The sequence below is a fragment of the Shewanella sp. OMA3-2 genome (assembly GCF_021513195.1).
GTDB lineage: Bacteria > Pseudomonadota > Gammaproteobacteria > Enterobacterales > Shewanellaceae > Shewanella.
Genome location: NZ_CP090974.1, coordinates 596,996 through 616,057 on the forward strand (window position 1 = coordinate 596,996; position 19,062 = coordinate 616,057).

Consider the following 19,062-nt stretch of genomic DNA (forward strand, 5'->3'; position numbering starts at 1 on the left):
TCGAGCTGACAGAGAGAAGGTATGCCTAATTGGTTTGTTGCAGACGTGTCTACGCTAGAAACGAACTTAAAAAAGTGATTTAGCTCTCGATTTGCATTTACATAGTATTTACACTGCAAGTATTGACAGCCAGATAGCAAATGCAACTAGTTATCATTACCTTTTACACGGCTATTGGTTAGTATCACTAAAATTGTTAATTTCTGTTTCCATGAGTACATGATCACTATGGTAAAGTTACCTTCTGTTTCTGCAATCATCAGCCCCTATATCTTAAGTCAAGTTGGTCTTTTTCGAACTGTGGTTATGGGATTCACCTTGGCAGGTATCCTGATATCTTCATCCGTATCAGAGCTGTCAGCATCTGAGTTTACACTAGATATGGCTTGGGATAGCGAGTACATCTCTGAGGGGCGTAATAACCTTAATAAAGGCGGTATTGCCTGGGGCGTAGCAAGTGTTCATCAAGATGATTTAGTCGTTTTTGCTGCATTGGGACGTGGTGATCAAACACATTATATTGAGTGGAACTTTGGTGTTGAATATACCCTTCATTTACATGCACAACTTGAGGCGACTATAGGTTATCAACGATTAGAATTTTATGGTGATGAACGCGCCTCAGATAACGAGCTATTTAGCTCACTCACCTATACCTTAGTTAATTGGTTATTGCCTACCGTGAGCTACACCTATGCCACTGAAGCGGCTGGGTATTTTGTAGAAGTAAGCTTACATAGCCCATGGGATATAACTGAACAATTAAGTGTGACACCGTATATGCTTCAAGGTTTTGATTTTCAATATGTGACCGAACAACATGATGGCGCTAACCATATACAGTTTGGCGTGGAGGCGGGTTATGCGTTATCTAACAATGTGAAGTTGTCTATGCATATTAGCCGCACTAAGGCATTAGAGGATATTAAGCGTGAAGCGTCGGTTGATGGTGTAACGGGGAGTTTAAATCAAACCTATGCAGGTGTGCATATTAATTGGGCTTTCTAACTCGCTCAGAAGCCATTACACCTTTATGGAAAATGTAGTCTACACTTTAATCGCAACTAGATGGTTGCGCTTTTTATTCACCTCTGTTTTTGCAAGGATGCAGCATGAAGACTCTTACACTATTTCGTTTTGTCCTTTTTTCAGTCATTTTCCAGTTAAGCCTAAATCAAAGTGTTGCAGGGGATGATTGGGCACAGCTGACTGATAAGGCTAAGTCAAAACAAACTGAGCTTAATAATCAATCCGCAGTCGAGCTTGGTAAAGACGGTGTTTATGACAGTGAAGGTCGACCGATTAAAATAAGCCAGCCTGCATTTGCACTTGAATATAATGCAGATGAGGCATCAATAGCGCCGTATCAACAAAGTGCCAAAAAATCTACTAAAGGTGCTATAAAAACATCTGCAAAAACAAAACCATCCGCAACGGCTAACATGGCCGATGATCCCAGTTGTCGCTGGCTGAATAACCGTATTAGCTACTTACAAGGTAAAGTTCGATCAGAAAACCGCCATCAACAACATTTTGACAAAGAATTGTCCGCCAGGTTATCTGAGTGGAAGTGTTTGCAATGTGCAGAAAAAGGACCCTCTCAAGGGGATCACGACCGATGTCAGTATAAACGTTAACGCGAGTTTATTAATGCTACCTAGCATCCAAGTCATTTCCTCCCTACAATAGCCCTATCAATTGCAGCGGAGATTATCATGGCTCAACATTTTGACTATATTGCTTTGGGTGCCGGCAGTGGCGGTATCGCATCAGCAAATCGTGCAGCAATGCGCGGCGCAAAAGTATTAATTATTGAAGCAAAACATGTGGGTGGCACCTGTGTAAACGTAGGTTGTGTCCCTAAAAAAGTAATGTGGTATGGCGCCCACGTTGCTGAAGCCATTAATCTTTATGCCAAAGATTATGGTTTTGATGTCACAGTGAATAAATTTGATTGGAACACCTTAGTTGATAATCGTGAAGCATATATTGGACGTATTCATGAAGCTTACGGCCGTGGTTTTGCTAGCAACAAAGTCACTCTGCTTAACGGCTATGGTAAGTTTGTTAATAACAATACTATCGAAGTAAATGGCGAACATTACACTGCCGACCATATTGTAGTGGCTACCGGCGGCGCACCGACTATTCCTGATATTCCTGGTGCAGAATACGGTATTGATTCAGATGGATTCTTTGAACTACGTGAACAGCCAAAACGCGTTGCCGTGGTTGGTGCTGGCTACATTGCCGTTGAGTTAGCAGGTGTATTACACGCTCTGGGTAGCGAAACCCATTTAATGGTGCGTAAACATGCACCATTACGTAACTTTGACCCTATCTTAGTGGATGCGCTTGTTGAAGCAATGGCAACCGATGGGCCAACTTTACATACCAATAGTACGCCAAAGCAAGTGATTAAAAATGCTGATGCTAGCTTAACGCTAGAGCTTGAAAACGGTAATAGCATTACAGTCGACACGCTAATTTGGGCGATTGGTCGATCACCTGCAACAAATAATATTGGTCTTGAAAATACTGATGTTACCCTTAATGCCAAAGGCTATGTGGTGACAGATGAGCAGCAAAATACTACCGCTAAAGGCATTTACTGTGTTGGCGATATTATGGAAGGTGGCGTTGAGCTGACTCCTGTCGCAGTTAAAGCGGGACGTTTATTGTCAGAGCGCTTATTTGGCCAAATGCCTAATGCTAAAATGGATTACAGCGTGATCCCTACGGTAGTATTTAGCCATCCTCCAATTGGGACTATGGGACTGACCGAACCAGAAGCCATTGAGCAGTATGGTAAAGATAAAGTGAAAGTGTACACCTCAGGTTTTACCTCAATGTACACCGCTGTGACAGCGCACCGTCAAGCCTGTAAAATGAAGCTAGTATGTGCTGGTGATAATGAAGTTGTGGTAGGTATTCACGGTATCGGTTTTGGTATGGATGAAATTCTGCAAGGCTTTGGCGTTGCAATGAAAATGGGCGCAACCAAAGCAGATTTTGATTCAGTTGTTGCGATACACCCAACGGGTGCAGAAGAGTTTGTTACCATGCGCTAGGTTTTTTTTACTGTGTTAATATTGGTGCTGTGGCAAACATAACTAACTTAACTGACAGTAAACAGATAGGTACATAATAGAAGAGGCGACCCGTGGGTTGCCTTTTTTGTCGTTAAATTCCTGACTTAACTAAATGTATCTCAATATCATTAACATCAAAAAATAAGATAAGCATACCATCAGGAAATCAGTGCTATCGTCCTTAACCTCAAAGACAGCGCGATATTTTATAATGTCATTCATTAGGTCACTATTGTGCTGTTTTCTGCATTAATACAACTTTATTGTAACCCCAGTTTGGGATGGCCGATAAACAATCAATTAAAGGCATCTACACCAATAGCCGCATTAGTTTCATTGCTGGTTATGGTCACTCTTTTGCAGCCAGTTTCTACCTTAATAACATAAATCTGTTAGGAATAAATGGGGTAGAATGAGTGACAACGGCATTGTAAGGATATAAATGACTATACAAATAAACGATAACTTTCAATAATGCTCTTCATCACCTTTAGCTGAACCTTATCATATGACTGTCGAAATTGAACGTAAGTACCTTGTGCATAATGACCAATTTAAATCGCTTTCTCACCGCTCGAGCAGAATTGTTCAGGGGTATTTAAACTCTGAAAAATCGCGCACTGTCAGAGTTAGAATAATGGGTGATCAAGGTTTTTTAACCATTAAGGGTATGAGTAACCAAGCCAGGTTATCACGCTTTGAGTGGGAAAAAGAAATCAGCGTACCAGAAGCACAAGACTTACTTAACTTGTGTGAACAAGGTGTAATTGATAAAACCCGATACTTAGTTGAATATCAAAACCAAGTATTTGAGGTTGATGAGTTTTATGGTGAGAATCAAGGTCTGATAGTGGCTGAGCTGGAACTAGAAAGTGAGCAGCAAATCGTGATTAAACCAGATTGGTTAGGTGACGAGGTGACCGGCGATAATCGTTATTACAATTCTTCATTAATGAAGCAGCCATATAGCCAATGGGTATAAGCTGTTATCGGCCGCATCTTTTTTAAACTAATAACATGCCGTTTAAATTGATATTTAAACGGCATGTTAACTGCCGCAATATTTTGACTTAACTATCATCACATAAACTTTTGCCCGCGGCATAGCAACTAGGCTGTCTTGGGCACACTGCGCCGCGTGAGCAAATCAAGCGGGCGTCGTTTTTAATGCCGCGTTCAATCCAATTAATGTTAAGAATTTTAGCCACACTGATCAGATCTTGTTTGATGTGCCGTGGGATCACCACAGAGCCACCATTGGAGGCACACGCTTGTTTCAAGTCATTAGCAATCGACAATGAATCTTTACCTTGGGCATCAATAGCTGGATTCAAATCAATACCGGCACACAACACATGTGGATTGCCAGCTGAGTCTTCAACCTTGATAGATTCACAGCAATATATTCGAGGTTGATTACCGACATTAAGAATCGAAATTTGCGCTGAAGTACCAGATGAAGGCTCATTAATCATTCTGAACACCGCCCAGTGCTGACAAGGATCCTCAACTAAACGCATATTGCCCCACGGCAGCGGAATACCATTACCGCGATATACCGCTTTTAATTTGCCAGGCGCATAAGCATCAAAGAAATGCCAATGTGGATAAGGTGACACTACCGTCATACGGCGCATGGCGACCGATGCAGAAACCTGTAATTGCTTGTGCACACTAATTTCATAACCGTGACGGTCAAGTAATTGCCTAAAGGGAACCTTAGGACATAATAATGCGCCGGCAAAAAAGCTTGATTCAAAATCACGCCAGGCATGTAAAATATCTTGGGCGTTTAGGGTGTTTGATTGTGGAATGCCGTTGTCATCACCTTCTTCTTTTCGCCCTGATGTCATGACTGACTTTAAACCATCTTTATTGTGTAATACACAATGACCAATATGCACAGCTAAATCATATTTCAAACGATGAGGGCGATTTTTTAAAGTGTTGTTGAGGTAAATTGTGCGGGAGGCTCAAAAAAAGAGGTCACTAATTGACGTGAGCTGGCCCCCATTTCATCACGAATTTCTTGCGGTGTGCGGTCAATCCACTTAATCACTAGCCCCATTCTGGCGGCAATGGTCAGCATGTCATCGGCCATTAATGGCATGCGTTTTAAACCAACATCTTCAGCGGCACGCTCTAAATCAGGAAAATGGTTTTGGTGATGTTCTTGGTGCGCGCGGATCAACAAGTGGGCAAATTGTCTGCCCGATGTCCGGTTTGCGACAGCATTTCGGGTATCGCGATTTGTAAAATATCATTAGAGAATAAAAAGCTTGGCTCTAGCGGCATACCACTAATGCCACCTTTATTACCTTTTTCAGGCGTAATGGCGTGATCTTCTGGCACATCATCAAGAAACCAGCCCGCTTCTTTTTGAAAAACCACCGCAATAACCGCTAACATATCGGCACTTGGTACACGCTTACCACGTTCAATCATAGATAAATATGACACAGAAGGTGAGTTGTTAGCGTCCACCCGCATGCAGCGGGCAGATAAATCTTCCATGGTTAAGTTATTGCGTTTACGCAAATTTCTTATCTTTGTGCCCAAAAAGTGGGTCTTTCGCATCAAGCTTTTATCATTTCTCATTTTGTATAATTCACACTGTAAAATTTTTATTGTGAAATTCTTTGTAAAAATAGCATAGACTAAAAATCAAGCTGTGAACAAGGCTTAAATTAAAAACTACTTTGAATCATTATAAATAAAATAATGTGACCTACGATTAAAAGAAGAGGATAAGGCTATGAACATGTCTACTCAAGCAAGCAAAACATCTACCCAAAACCTTAACCACTTCATTGGTGAGCAATTTGTGGCAACCACTAACCCATTGGACCGTTCTATTAATGCGAAAGAATTTTTAGACGCTCAATTTCCATTAGCGACAGGTTCACACCAAGATGTGACTAGCTATGTGGTTTACTACACTCATTTGCTTGCATTTTTAAAAGATGGCACACAATGTGGCTTATTAAATCCCTGCCAGTTCGTTGCGCTAACGGGTCATAAAAGCGAGCCAACGTCAGTGGTATTAAAAAATAACGACACTCATATTGAAATTTGTTTTGACCGCCAAGGCGATATTGGTACAGATGATTTAGCACACATTGAAGATATTCAAATTGAAATGCCTATTAAGAATTTACCTACACCTTACAAACAGTGGATCAGCTTATTACACGCAAGCTGCAAGCCTACCGAAGGCCGTTGTAAAGTGTTTACCGCTAAAGATGGCAGTGATTACGCTATGCACCTGCGTTAAACGTGTAGCTAACATTAGCGGATTAAGAAAAGCATTTTTGAAAGCCAGCGGGATAAAACCGCTGGCTTTTTCATTACTTGCTTGAGTTGCTTGGCCAAAAAAATTAGAGTGTTGGCTGACTCTGTTTGATGGAGTTGTTTGGTCGGCGATATAAAAGTTGATGGTTTGTTTACTCATCGATGTTGTGTTTTCTGACAGCTTACAGCGTAAAGTCACCGGATATTCAATTTGCTCACCTGGTTGAATATGGACTTTATTGTCGGTGATAAGGGTGAGAACGCAACCCTGATACAGGCTATCGACACCAATAATATAATCGACAGCTTGTTGGGTTTTATTACGAATTTTGAGCTGATAGCTATTTTCGACAAACTCTCCAACTTCGCGATAGAGACTTTGGCGGTCTCGGATGACATTAAGTTGAATTAAGCTGCGATTGGCTAAGTCTACGATCATTAATGCGCACATAATGATCAACGCCAATGCGTATCCTAGCGCTTTTAACGATAGCTTTTTAGCTGGAATACTGGTTTTTGGGTTTGTATGGCTTTGAGCTATTTGACTTTGGGGAGCCAGAAGCGGTGGCGTTGGCTTTAGGGCATTCTCGCTGGTAAAACTGATTAAATTCGGTAAATAGCCAAATTTTTCCATCGTTTGATTACATGCATCGACGCAGGCGCCACAGTTGATACATTCGTATTGTAAACCATTGCGAATATCTATGCCTGTTGGGCAAACATCGACACATAAATTACAGTCAACACAATCACCTAAATCGGTATTTTGCGAGCGTTTTCGTGGCCCTCTTGATTCGCCTCGGGCAGCATCATAGCTGACGGTTTTGGTATTTGAGTCAAACATAACGGCTTGAAAGCGCGAGTATGGGCAACAATGTAAACACATCATTTCGCGCATCCAACCGGCATTGATATATGTACAAAGTGCAAAAAACCATACCCAAACGCCAGTCCAAAAACCGCTAGATAAAGTGAAAATATCGATATATAACGTTCTGGCGGGCATAAAGTAACCCATAAAACCACAACCAGTCACTAATGCGGTAAGGGCCCACAAACTGTGCTTGGTAACACGTTTACGGATTTTTGATACAGATAATGGCGCTTTATCTAATGCGGCACGGTGATGGTGATTTCCTTCAACTTTAGCCTCTATCCACATAAACATAGCGGTCCAAGCGGTTTGAGGGCATAGAAACCCACACCATACTCTGCCCCAATAAACGGTCACAAAAAACAACGCAAATGCCGCCGCCATAAACATCCAGGCTAGAATGGTAAAGTCTTGTGGCCATAAGGTGATATTAAAAAAGAAGAACTGTTGCTGGGTTACATCAAGTAAAATAGCCTGCCGGCCTTGATAGCTTATAAAGGGTAATAAAAAGAAAACGGCTATCAGTAAAGTATTACTGTATTTTCTGATCCGCTGATATACACCGTATTGTTCACGCACATGAATTTTGCCTGAGGGAGGGGAGCTGACATTCACAATCGGGATGCGTTGGGATGAAGTTAATCGACTTAATTCTGATGCTGACATATTGTTTTCCTAAAATGACATTACGTCGATATATAGCAATAGGTAAGCCAAGATGTTTTTTAGTTATGCACTTGATTTAAAATGATAAATTATTAGCTTGCTTGATGGTGTGTCACGATATATCGCTATTTGGCGATATATCGTGACTTGGTGACTGTGATGTTTAAGTCTGCGGTAAGATTGATCTGATATTTACTCGGCGTGAGGCTAACGCTCAATACCCAGTTTTTTCATCCGCGAACGCAATGTGCTTGGCGGTAATGCCAGCATCGCCGCCGCGCCATTTGGGCCTGATATCCGCCATTGAGTCAATTCTAATGTGTCGATAATATGCGCAGTTTCGGCTTCTACCATGGTCATGGGCTGCTTAATGTGGGGGTTGCTTCCTTTGAGTGTCGGCAGTACCAGACTATCAAAGGTTAGCGTGTTGTCGTGGGTTATAATGATTTCTCTTTCAATTAAATTTTGCAGTTCACGTACATTTCCGCCAAGGATATTGTTGTAATTTGTGTAAGCCTTTTGCGCTCACTTTAGTTATTTTTTTTCCGAGTTTTTGACTGAGTGATGCGACCAAATCACTCACCAAGTTAGGTAAATCTTCTTGTCGATCGCGCAGAGGAGGAACTTGAATAGGGAAAACATTAAGGCGGTAAAATAAGTCCATCCTAAATAACCCTTGCTCTACACGGGTAGGTAAATCATGGTGAGTTGCCGCAATAAGGCGAATATTAACTTTAATGGTTTCGCTGCTACCAACACGCTCAAAAGATTGCTCTTGAATAACACGTAATAGCTTTGACTGTGCTTCAAGACTGAGTTCAGCTATTTCATCTAGAAATAGCGTGCCGTTATGGGCTAATTCAAAGCGGCCTTTACGTCGACTAATTGCCCCTGTAAATGCGCCTTTTTCATGGCCGAATAACTCACTTTCTAAAATGGATGCCGAAAACGCAGCGCAATTGACGCTCACCATGGGGTGGTTTTTTCGGTGGCTTAATTGGTGCAGGCTTCGCGCGACTAATTCTTTTCCTGTGCCATTTTCACCGCAAATTAATACCGTGCTATCGGTATTGGCAACAAGATTAATTTGTTGGGTTAAATGGTTTATCGCTTTACTGTTGCCAGACAAACCCATAGCCCCTTGCTTACCTTGCAGTTCGGTGAGTAAGTATTGATTCTCTGAGGTTAATCGCTCTGATAGTGCCTGTACTTGTGCCAGGGCATTACGTAATGAATCTTCGGTGTGTTTTTGAATGCTCACATCTCGAAATATGGCGATAACACCAATTAGAATATTGTTATCATAAACCAGGGTTGAACTATAATAAACAGGGAAATAACTGCCATCTTTACGCCAGAACACATCATCACTGACTTGGCGGGCAATACCGTCATGCAGAGTACGATATATAGGACAATCTTGGTGAGGATAAGGGCTGCCATCGGCATGACTATGATGGTGACAATTATGGATGTTTTTGCCGATTAACTCTTCACTATGCCACCCCGTCATGAGTTCTGCCGCAGGGTTAATGAAAACGGCATTACCCTGAAGATCAAAGCCATATACCCCTTCCGTCATCGCATTGAGCAGTAACGTATTCTTAGGTAAAAAATGGCTGGTGGCTAGGCTAGTTTTTTCGGTCATATGTAAACTTATAAAAATTCATCAGCAAGATATTTTTGTCATTATAGTTAAGTCACGATATTTCGCGACCTAAATCGAATGCTCATTATAATCGATGCGATTATGTTGAGTTTTATGAGAAATTGCATCTTGGTAGAGGTTGCCGCGCTAGCACTCATTTGCATATCAGTTGAAAATATCCACTATAAACATCGTTTGGGGACAATCAAGTTGCTACAATAACGCATTGCTTTTTTAAAGTGTTATTCCATGACTAACTTATCTAATCCACATTATAAAATGTGGTTGTTTGTTGCAGTGGGCTTGTTATGCCTCACGCCGTTAATATCTTCTCCGGTAGCCTTACTCATAGGATTTACCTTGGCGAGTGTCGGTTTAGTGCCTGACAGTATTGATTTAGGCAAGTGGACTAAAAAGTTATTGGCGTATTCGATTGTTGGTTTGGGTTTTGGGATTAACTTACCCGAGGCGATTGACGCCAGTAGTAATAATCTTGGCCTGATAGTGGGGTCTATTTTCTTTACGTTAATTCTAGGTTACGGCCTAACACGGTTGATGGGCTTAGACAGTAAAACTGGGCATTTAATCAGTTGTGGTACCGCTATTTGTGGTGGTAGTGCTATTGCAGCAGTGGCTCCGGCGATTAATGCTAAGAATGATCAAATTGCGGTATCGTTAGCCTGCGTATTTTTACTCAATTCAATTGCCTTGTTTGTGTTTCCAACGATTGGTCATGCGCTGCAATTGTCTCAATATGATTTTGGCGTATGGAGCGCAATTGCTATTCATGACACTTCGTCGGTTGTGGGGGCCGCAGCTGCCTATGGTGATGAAGCATTAAAAATTGCCACCACAGTTAAATTAGCCAGAGCATTATGGATAATTCCCATCGCATTATTAAGTGCTATTGCCTTTGGTGGTGATAAAAGCAAAATTACCATCCCATTTTTTATTCTATTTTATTGTGTCGCGATTCTGGTGGCGTACTTTATCCCCCAAGGCCAACCGGTTTATAACCTATTGTTTGCTGCGTCTAAACAAGTGTTAGTGTTGTGCTTATTTTTAATTGGTGCGGCGATTACAGTGAAAAAAATGCGTGCCAATGGCCCTAAACCGTTATTGTTAGGTGTGCTGTTATGGTGTGCTATTGGTGGTAGTTCATTGTTTTACATTGTTAAATTTTAATCTTTAGCTTTTAAGTTGTAAATTTGATGTATGATGCTTTAGCGTTAGTCGACTTTTCTTTTTTGCAGGATTTTAATGATGAATATTCCAACTGATTTTGTTAATTATAAAACGACGGCAGTATTTACTAAAACCAACGTTCCTAAATTATTCTTGTTTGAGCACAATACCAAAGCCGGTGTGTATGGCAAAATATGTGTGTCAGTTGGATCATTAAAGTTCTATGGGTTTGCTGAAAGGCGCGGAGCAATAGACAAAGAAGTGGTAATTAATGCTGGCGAGTTTGGTATTTCTGCCCCTGAATATTGGCATAAAGTTGAATTTTTAACCGCAGATACAGCGTTTACCGTGCAGTTTTATGCACATAAAGACTCTGAAATCGTTAAGCAAAACCTATCAGAAAGAAATGAATAACTTGCTTGAGTGGATATGTTCCGTTGCACCATCTTATAAGATTTAACCGTTAGACATCGTGCTGTTTTATATCAGGCTTGCTTAATGCTAGCCAAATAAGACTACCGAAAGCAATTAATTCGATTAACGCACGCGTGAGTCCTGTGGTTTGTATGGAGGCAATAACGGCGATAATACATAAGATAATAATCACAGCAGATTTAAGCCGAGGTGATAACCATAATTGTGTCATATTTCCTCCAATATAATCATAAAAAGCGAGTGATATTATCGAGGCAAGGACTTTGTTGACGCCAATATTAATTTTAACTATCTCATAACTGATTGGTTATCATTCTGTGGTGACTGGATTGGCTGAGTTAAATACGGTGTTCAATCATGTGCCAAATGCAAAGTGTTATTTCGAGTGAATAGTTCCCCACGATAACGGGTAAGGCAAAAGTGAGTTGTTGATATTATCGGGGTCGGTTAATGGGTATCTGAGTTTTATGTTGACGCACCTAACACTTGTTTGCTGGTATGGATAAACCTCAACAACGTAAATCATGTTATTCGTTATAATTAGTGATATTAGTAATAAGTTGGTTATATTTAGTTATATATTGCTTATATTGGTCATATTTAGTTACATAGTGAACAGAATTATATTGTGCAGTTAAGCAAAGGGTTAAGCTAAACTTGCTACAAATGTGTCATCAACCAAGAAGAGATGTAAATGCTGATTTTTCGATTGCGGGTGTTGATATTGTTAGTTTTTGTTACCTCATCTTTTAGCGCGTCTGCGACTATTGTTGATGTTAATGTTAGCGACCTTGAAGGTACTTTAATCAGCGATGCTGTGGTGGAGTTGATCCCAGAACATAGCATGCCATCATCAGCCATTAACAATCATGAAATGAGGCAGCAGAATCGAATATTCCAGCCTTTTGTATTGGCTGTTCAACAAGGCGATAAGGTGAACTTTCCTAACTTTGATCGTACTCGGCACCATGTGTATTCGTTTTCACCCGCGAAACCGTTTGAATTAAAGTTATATGTCGGCAAAGCAGAGGAGCCCATCGAATTTGCGCAGCCGGGTATTGTCGCTATAGGCTGCAACATTCATGATTATATGCAGGCATTTATTTATGTCGCCCAAAGCCCACTTTATGCTGTTAGCGATAATAAAGGCCATGTAAGCTTTAATGATTTAATCCCAGGCACATATAACGTTAAAATATGGCATCCATGGCAGAAAGTCCCTGTGATAGCCGCGCCAATAGTATTAACAGGTGAAACCAAACAAACGCTTGAGCTACAGTTTGATATAGAACATCAAGACAAGCCAACATCTCCCCAGGCCGGTTTTGCTTTAATAAATCAGTCGACGCAAATTGAGTTCGCCAATGCGACATAGCTTTCGACATCGACTGATTTGGGTTTTCCTTGCCGTACTCACCGTGGTGCAACTACTAACGGCTGTATTTGTGTTAAACGCGACTCAAAATGCGAGTCGGCAGCAACAAATGCAGCGATTAAGTGTTGGTATTAATGTTTTTAGTGATATTTTGGCCAACCGCAGTCAACAGTTGAACCAAAGTTTGTCATTGCTGAGTGCTGACTTTGGCTTTAAACGTGCGGTTGCCACTAAAGAGCAAGAAACTATTTCTTCAGTGTTATCAAATCACGGTAAACGTATTAATGCGAATGCGGCTATATTGCTCTCGCCGCAGGGGCAGTTATTATCGTCAAGTTTGACTGATTTATCAGCCGACGATGTCGCCAGCTTATTTGCCAAACATAAAAGTGAAGATAACGACTTTGTGATGTTAAATGTTAATCACGCTAATTATCAATTTGTGTTTCAGCCGGTAAAAGCACCAACATTAATAGCCTGGGTTGGTATGGGCTTTTTACTTGATGAAAATGTCGCTCAACAAGCTAAGACCATGACCGGAATTGATGTTAGCTTTATTAACTCAACGTCAGTACCTGTTGAGATTATCTCTACTTTAGCGCCAGAATTGATTCAACATTTAAGCGATACGCCATTCAGTTTTATCGATGCCACGCGTCACGCCAAAGGTAATTACCCTGATAACTACTTGTCTCAAGCTATTCAGTTAGATGCACAAAGTGATGCACAGTGGGTAGTATTGCATCAGTCTAATCAACGCTGGCAGCTCAATTATCAGCAATTGCGTAATAACATGTTGATGATATTCGCATTCACTTCCGTTTTAGCTTTTATTGTCGCTATGTGGGTGACCAATGGATTAACTAAACCTATTGATGCCCTAGTTAATTTTGCTAAAAAAGTTGGCCAGGGCGAAAACCCCACCAGAATTCAAGGTGCTCCAGCAGAATTACAAACCCTAGCAGATACCTTGTCGACAATGCGCAGCAATATCGAACAGCGCGAACAAGATTTTATTTATCAGTCAGAGCACGACTCCTTAACGGGATTGTTTAATCGTTTTGCCGCCGAAAAGCACATCAAGAATAGAATAGTAGGTCTAACCAGGACCTTACTATTGATTGATATTAAGCACTTTAGGCAAGTTAATGACATTATTGGTTTTGCTAATGGTGATCAGCTTCTGATTAGTTTCTCTGAGCGACTTAGTCGGTTACCTCTTGATGCATCCTTATTAGCAAGGTTAGATGGTGATGCTTTCTTATTATTACTGGAGCAGCCGATAACTCAGGCAGAGGCTATCGCACATTTACAAAATGTTATTTTGCCATTTGATGTAGCAGGGTCAAAAATTACGCTTACGATCAGAACCGGCATAGTTCAATTAGATGGGCTTTATCAACATATTGATACTTTATTACGCCATGTCGAGATAGCGTTAAATCATGCATGTACCCTAGGTGATGATGCCTATGTTTATCAGGAAGGCGATGATGATAAATACCAACGAGAGTTGTCATTGGTGCGGGATTTACCGCAAGCCTTAATTCAAGGACAGTTACACTTGGTGTATCAGCCTAAGGTGAATATCCAGTTAAATACTTGCTATGCCGTTGAAGCGCTTATTCGTTGGCAGCATCCAGAGCTTGGCTTTATTCCACCGGATGAGTTTATTCAGCTAGCGGAAAATTCAGGTAATATTTCTATTATTAGTGAATGGGTAATTGCAGAAGCGATTCGTCAGGCTCATGTTTGGCATCAACAGGGATTGGCTATTTCAGTGGCCATTAATTTATCTGCCCATGACTTAACCGATGAGACATTACCTACCCGCTTAGCCCAGCAAATATACGCAATGGATCTCCCTATAAATGCTATAGCGATAGAAGTGACTGAAGGTGCTGTGATGACTGATACTGAAACCACCATTAATGTGCTTAATCAGTTTAAGGATAAAGGTTTTCATATTGCGATTGACGATTTTGGTACAGGGCACTCATCACTGTCTTATTTAAAGCTACTGCCAGTAAATGAAGTCAAAATAGATCGTAGTTTTATTAAAGATATTCATCAAAATGCAACAGACCGTATGATAGTTGAAACCAGTATTAAGCTGATAAAAGGACTGGCGTTGTCTGTGGTTGCCGAAGGGGTTGAAACCCCACTAGGGATTGATATTTTAAAGCAAATGAACTGCGATATTATCCAAGGCTATGTGTATTCTAAACCGATAAAAGCTGCCGAACTGCAGGTTTGGGTGAATGAATTTAATCGCACGTCAGCTTAACTCTTACAGCGTGGAAATTTAAGATGCAACGTATTCTACAGACCATATCAGCCGTAATGTTATTCTTTTTCATGGTTTTCATCCCCAATAGCCAGGCTGGGTCGAGCAGAATCATTGCCACCGGCGGCACCAGTGAAATAGAGGGCTCAGCGGGTGGTGGTATTGTGCCTTGGGCGGTGATTAATGGTTATGGTAGTAGTGGTGAGTGGGCGGCAACCGCAATGGCAAGCTGGGTAGCAGTTGATGACTTTACCCTCAATGTTGTGGGCGCATCAGTCAGTTATGATAATCAATTTGAACTTAGCATTGCCAAACAAACATTTAATTTAGATTCTTTAGGTGGTGAACTTGGCCAAGATATTTTAGGCATAAAATATAAACTGGCAGGCGATCTACTTTATAGCAAGATGCCACAAATCAGTGTGGGTATGCAGTATAAAAAAGTTGATGACTTTGGTTTGCCGAGCGCCGTAGGCGCCCAAGATGATTCAGGTTTAGATATTTATATCGCCTCTAGCAAGGTGTTTTTAGATGTTGTAGCAGGTCGAAATTTATTACTTAATGCTACAGTGCGTGCCACTAAAGCCAACCAAATTGGCTTACTTGGTTTTGGCAGTGTCAACTCAACAGACTATCAGTTGATGGTAGAGGGCTCGTTAGCGGTTTTACTGCGCGATGATCTCGCTTTGGGTTATGAGTATCGCCAGAAACCGAATCAGTTAGATTTTGCTAAAGAAGACGACTGGCAAGATATTTTTCTTGCCTGGTTTGTGAATAAACATTTTTCAGTCACAGCCGCTTATGCTGATTTAGGTGATATTGCAGGTTTTGAGCAACAAAAAGGTTGGTATCTGTCGGTAGAGGGCGCGTTATGAGACATATTGGCATGATGCTGGTTAGTTGTATTTTGTTAGTGACGTGCTTAGGGTGTTCTATAGCCAAGCCATCTAGCAACCTGCTTTACCAACGTTTAGGCGGTTACCATGGTCTTGAATTGATTGCCGATGATTTGTTACAGCTTATTTCACAGGATGAACGCATAGTTGGTCACTTTCGTGAAACAGATATTAGTATTTTTAAACAAAGGTTAGTAGAGCATTTGTGTGTAGTGTCGGGTGGTGGGTGTGATTATCAAGGCGAGAGTATGCTTAATGCGCATCAGGGGTTAAACATTAGCCAAGCTGACTTTGACGCCATAGTTGGCCACTTGACTCAAGCAATGCAACAGAACGATATTCCGATACAAACTCGCAACGCTTTACTCGCTAAGCTTGCTCCAATGTACGGGGACATTACTAATCATTAGCTTCTATTATTAATGATGAGTATTCATTATGGCCATTAATAAAATGGCGCAGGGTCTACATCTAATGCGCTGGGCGAGATACCGCGTTCAATGTTAAGGTCAGATTTACGTAAATCTACCATAGTGACATCGGTATAACGTTTGTACCTTAACGAGTAGAAACATTTCACAATCGGATGCAATGCATCACGGTCTTTCGCTTCCCAGACAATGCCGACGCGCTCGTCAGACAGTTGTACCAGTGATCCCACAGGATAGACGCCAATACAACGGATAAATTCGTACACTAAAGACTGGTCTAAATGGAATGGTGTTAAGCTAATTAATATTTTAAATGCGGCGGCGGGGCTCATGGCTTCTTTGTAACAACGTGCCGCTGTTAGCGCGTCAAAAATATCAACAATACAGCTCATGCGTCCATGTACAGGCAGTGCATCACCTTTTAAGCCTTTAGGGTAACCTCTGCCATCCAGTTTTTCATGGTGCATCAAGCAGACGTCCTTACTTATCTGCGACAAGCCTTTAGTATCCTCCATAATTTCAACTGCATACACTTGATGCAGCTTCATATGTTCGAACTCTTCTGGTGTTAATTTACCAGGTTTATGTAAAATTTCATTATCAACTTTTACTTTGCCAATATCATGCAAAATACCCCCAACAGCCATTTGACGCAGCATGTCGACATCGAGTTTTAAGTGTTTACCAAAAGTGACGAGTAAGAATGCAACATTAATAGAGTGCTCTAGTAAATAAGCATCTTTTGATCTCAGTGCTGAAATACATTTAAATGCGTCAGCATCATCCATAACTGACTCAATCATTTTATCAGCAACTGCTTCAAAAGGCGCAACCTCAACGGCTTTACCATCAAATGTTTCAGATAAGACTTTTTTGATTAAATTTTTAGCTTCTTCAAGAATTTTCTTCGCTTGAACTTGCTGAGTTTCACGACTGACATTGGCTTTTTTAGCCATGGGTTTGGCTGCAACTTCTTGTTTTTCCGGCTTCTTTAGGCCGCAGCTGTCTGATGAGCGGTCAATGTCTACCCATACGTGCTTAATATTATTTTGAACGAGTTTAATCACCGCTTCACGGCTTTTTATTTGGCCAGCATTGGCAATAGCAACCGTGCCGCTATTATGATCGATAGCGGTAACAAACATACCAAGGTTTAATTTGGCGACTGGAATTTTTATTATATTTGACGATTCTATAGAATCACTCATCTGGCAAACGCCCTTAAGATCAAGATGTACTTAACTGTCTAGATTTTGATTAACCTAGTGTTGGTTTAATAAATGTTAAGCCTTCCCTGGGGGGTAAATCTAAGTATGTTTGTACGTTATAGCATGCACTATAGTTTACATCATTAGTTTATCTATATTAACAGATTAACTCATTATAGATCACAGTGTATAAAGTAGATGATTGACATCTTATTCTTTGGTTGATTAACTTTATCTCAGTATCGTCACAGAGGGGAGTTAATATTGTCTGGTCACTTTTTTAGTTCACAATTTAATGAGTTAAAGCAAAAGCTTGAACAAATAATTTTGGTGCCTAACATCACACCCATTGTGCAACTATCTGTAGAGGCTCCAGCACTTCCGCTGTTATCTTGGCTGAGCGCACAAACCCAGTATCCGCGTATTTATTGGCATGGTCGCGATAAAATAGAAGAGGTGGCCGCTATTGGGGTCTGTAAACAATTTTATTATCAAGACCAAGTTGATGATCATCAATTGGCCGCGGATTATCAGGCGCAGCGAAGTAAAGATGTAAGCCAAGACTTACGTTATTACGGTGGTGTCGCGTTTGACCGTACAGTAGAGTGCTGGGCAGACTTTGGACGGGTTCGATTTGTGCTGCCTCGTATAGAGTTAAGACGTAGCGGTCATAAAATTAAAATTTTGCTCAACTTAAATTTCGATGATCAAAATCGTGATTCGGAATATCAGCAAGCACTGGCTGCTATTGCTAAAATTGAAAAACCAAAACCATTATCACCACCGAATAAAACACGTCTAATAAGCCGCAGAGATTTACCTGATCAAGACAGATGGCGTGAGTTAGTTGAGCAAGTGACTCAAGACAATTTTAATCAAAGTACACCCAAAGTGGTGCTGTCGCGACAAACACAAATTGATATTGCTGAATCACTTGACCCCTGGACTGTATTGGCTTGCTGGCAAGGGCGTAACCCCAATAGTTTTCAGTTTGGGTTTCAATTTAGCCCTGAACGGGCGTTTATATCTTGCTCACCAGAACGGTTGTATTTACGTCGTCAAAATGAGTTATTTACCGAAGCGCTAGCGGGTACAACCACTCGAGGACTAAATCAAGAAGAAGATGATATTCTGGCGCAGCAGTTATTGAATGATGCAAAAAACAGTCATGAAAACCAGTTGGTTAGGCAACATATTGTTGAGGCGTTAAAACCACTTAGTCAATATGTCGGTGCTGATAAGCAAGCTAGCATTTTTAAACTAACCCATATTCAGCATTTACATCGTGCTATTCGTGCAGAGTTAAAAGCTGGGGTGAATGATTTTGACTTATTACGCGCGTTGCACCCAACCCCCGCGGTAGGAGGCTTGCCTCGCCACAGTGCATTGAGCTTTATACGTCAGCGTGAAGGTTATGCACGGGGTTGGTATGCCGGTGCTTGTGGTTATTTTAATCATTATGAATCTGAGTTTTCAGTGGCTATTCGCAGTGCATTGATTGAGCCAGGTCGAATTAGTTTATTTGCGGGTGCAGGAATAGTGGCAGGATCAGACCCAGATGCAGAATGGCAAGAGTTAGAGAATAAATTGGCAACAATTTTGTCGATACTAATCGATTTTTAAGGTTATTAAATCGTTATTTTTCAAGCTGGTGGTTTATTAATGAGTTAATCC

At 41.0% G+C, this 19,062-nt stretch carries 15 protein-coding genes and 2 pseudogenes; 12 read left to right on the forward strand and 5 right to left on the reverse strand.

What is annotated here, in order from left to right; genetic code table 11:
• The first annotated feature begins 318 nt into the window (after positions 1–318).
• From L0B17_RS02725 to L0B17_RS02740, 4 genes are all read left to right on the forward strand, one after another.
• The gene (locus L0B17_RS02725; RefSeq protein ID WP_235087406.1) at positions 319–1,008 is read left to right on the forward strand and encodes a hypothetical protein; all 690 of its coding nucleotides are present in this window, start codon (positions 319–321) and stop codon (positions 1,006–1,008) included.
• Between the two features lie 104 nt (positions 1,009–1,112).
• Complete coding sequence (locus tag L0B17_RS02730) at positions 1,113–1,637, forward strand: hypothetical protein (RefSeq protein WP_235087407.1); 525 nt, start codon at positions 1,113–1,115, stop codon at positions 1,635–1,637.
• Positions 1,638–1,715: 78 nt separating this feature from the next.
• Positions 1,716–3,071 (forward strand): glutathione-disulfide reductase, encoded by a 1,356-nt coding sequence (gorA, locus tag L0B17_RS02735; protein WP_235087409.1) that lies wholly within the window; start codon positions 1,716–1,718, stop codon positions 3,069–3,071.
• A 529-nt stretch (positions 3,072–3,600) separates the two neighbouring features.
• On the forward strand, positions 3,601–4,074 hold the full coding sequence (locus L0B17_RS02740) for a CYTH domain-containing protein (protein WP_235087410.1): 474 nt from the start codon (positions 3,601–3,603) through the stop codon (positions 4,072–4,074).
• Between the two features lie 88 nt (positions 4,075–4,162).
• Here L0B17_RS02740 and L0B17_RS02745 read toward each other — a convergent pair.
• A pseudogene (locus L0B17_RS02745) lies at positions 4,163–5,690 on the reverse strand (DUF3612 domain-containing protein).
• A 157-nt stretch (positions 5,691–5,847) separates the two neighbouring features.
• Between L0B17_RS02745 and L0B17_RS02750 the strand changes: the two are divergent.
• Positions 5,848–6,366, forward strand: coding sequence for a malate synthase (locus L0B17_RS02750; RefSeq protein ID WP_235087412.1), 519 nt, complete (start codon positions 5,848–5,850; stop codon positions 6,364–6,366).
• Here the strand turns inward: L0B17_RS02750 and ccoG are convergent.
• Together ccoG and L0B17_RS02760 are read right to left on the reverse strand one after the other, a co-directional pair.
• Positions 6,280–7,923, reverse strand: a complete 1,644-nt coding sequence (gene ccoG, locus L0B17_RS02755) for a cytochrome c oxidase accessory protein CcoG (protein ID WP_235087414.1) — start codon at positions 7,921–7,923, stop codon at positions 6,280–6,282. The two genes, L0B17_RS02750 and ccoG, sit on opposite strands and share 87 nt — an antisense overlap.
• Positions 7,924–8,130: 207 nt before the next feature.
• A pseudogene (locus L0B17_RS02760) lies at positions 8,131–9,571 on the reverse strand (sigma-54 interaction domain-containing protein).
• A 249-nt stretch (positions 9,572–9,820) separates the two neighbouring features.
• On the opposite strand from L0B17_RS02760, the gene L0B17_RS02765 reads away from it, so the two are divergent.
• Positions 9,821–10,756: a YeiH family protein gene (locus tag L0B17_RS02765; RefSeq protein WP_235087416.1), complete on the forward strand. Its 936-nt coding sequence runs from the start codon at positions 9,821–9,823 to the stop codon at positions 10,754–10,756.
• A gap of 75 nt (positions 10,757–10,831) precedes the next feature.
• Positions 10,832–11,170, forward strand: a complete 339-nt coding sequence (locus L0B17_RS02770) for a DUF1971 domain-containing protein (RefSeq protein ID WP_235087417.1) — start codon at positions 10,832–10,834, stop codon at positions 11,168–11,170.
• 49 nt (positions 11,171–11,219) lie between these two features.
• Here the strand turns inward: L0B17_RS02770 and L0B17_RS02775 are convergent, their stop codons facing one another.
• Positions 11,220–11,402: a hypothetical protein gene (locus L0B17_RS02775; RefSeq protein WP_235087419.1), complete on the reverse strand. Its 183-nt coding sequence runs from the start codon at positions 11,400–11,402 to the stop codon at positions 11,220–11,222.
• A 483-nt stretch (positions 11,403–11,885) separates the two neighbouring features.
• On the opposite strand from L0B17_RS02775, the gene L0B17_RS02780 reads away from it, so the two are divergent.
• Genes L0B17_RS02780 through L0B17_RS02795 form a run of 4 tightly spaced genes read left to right on the forward strand, consistent with a single transcriptional unit; the run spans position 11,886 to position 16,159 of the window.
• The gene (locus L0B17_RS02780) at positions 11,886–12,566 is read left to right on the forward strand and encodes a methylamine utilization protein (protein WP_235087420.1); all 681 of its coding nucleotides are present in this window, start codon (positions 11,886–11,888) and stop codon (positions 12,564–12,566) included.
• Complete coding sequence (locus tag L0B17_RS02785) at positions 12,556–14,853, forward strand: bifunctional diguanylate cyclase/phosphodiesterase (protein ID WP_235087421.1); 2,298 nt, start codon at positions 12,556–12,558, stop codon at positions 14,851–14,853. The genes L0B17_RS02780 and L0B17_RS02785 overlap by 11 nt, the downstream gene beginning before the upstream one ends.
• A 56-nt stretch (positions 14,854–14,909) precedes the next feature.
• On the forward strand, positions 14,910–15,728 hold the full coding sequence (locus L0B17_RS02790; RefSeq protein WP_235089514.1) for a DUF3034 family protein: 819 nt from the start codon (positions 14,910–14,912) through the stop codon (positions 15,726–15,728).
• A complete protein-coding gene (locus tag L0B17_RS02795; RefSeq protein WP_235087423.1) occupies positions 15,725–16,159 on the forward strand; it encodes a group I truncated hemoglobin in 435 nt (144 codons plus the stop codon). The genes L0B17_RS02790 and L0B17_RS02795 overlap by 4 nt, the downstream gene beginning before the upstream one ends.
• Positions 16,160–16,194: 35 nt before the next feature.
• Here the strand turns inward: L0B17_RS02795 and L0B17_RS02800 are convergent, their stop codons facing one another.
• Positions 16,195–17,388: an HD-GYP domain-containing protein gene (locus tag L0B17_RS02800; protein ID WP_235087425.1), complete on the reverse strand. Its 1,194-nt coding sequence runs from the start codon at positions 17,386–17,388 to the stop codon at positions 16,195–16,197.
• Positions 17,389–17,652: 264 nt separating this feature from the next.
• Here L0B17_RS02800 and L0B17_RS02805 point away from each other — a divergent pair, with 264 nt between their 5' ends.
• Entirely contained in the window at positions 17,653–19,011 is a 1,359-nt protein-coding gene (locus tag L0B17_RS02805) for an isochorismate synthase (RefSeq protein WP_235087426.1), read from the forward strand.
• The last annotated feature ends 51 nt before the right edge of the window (positions 19,012–19,062 follow it).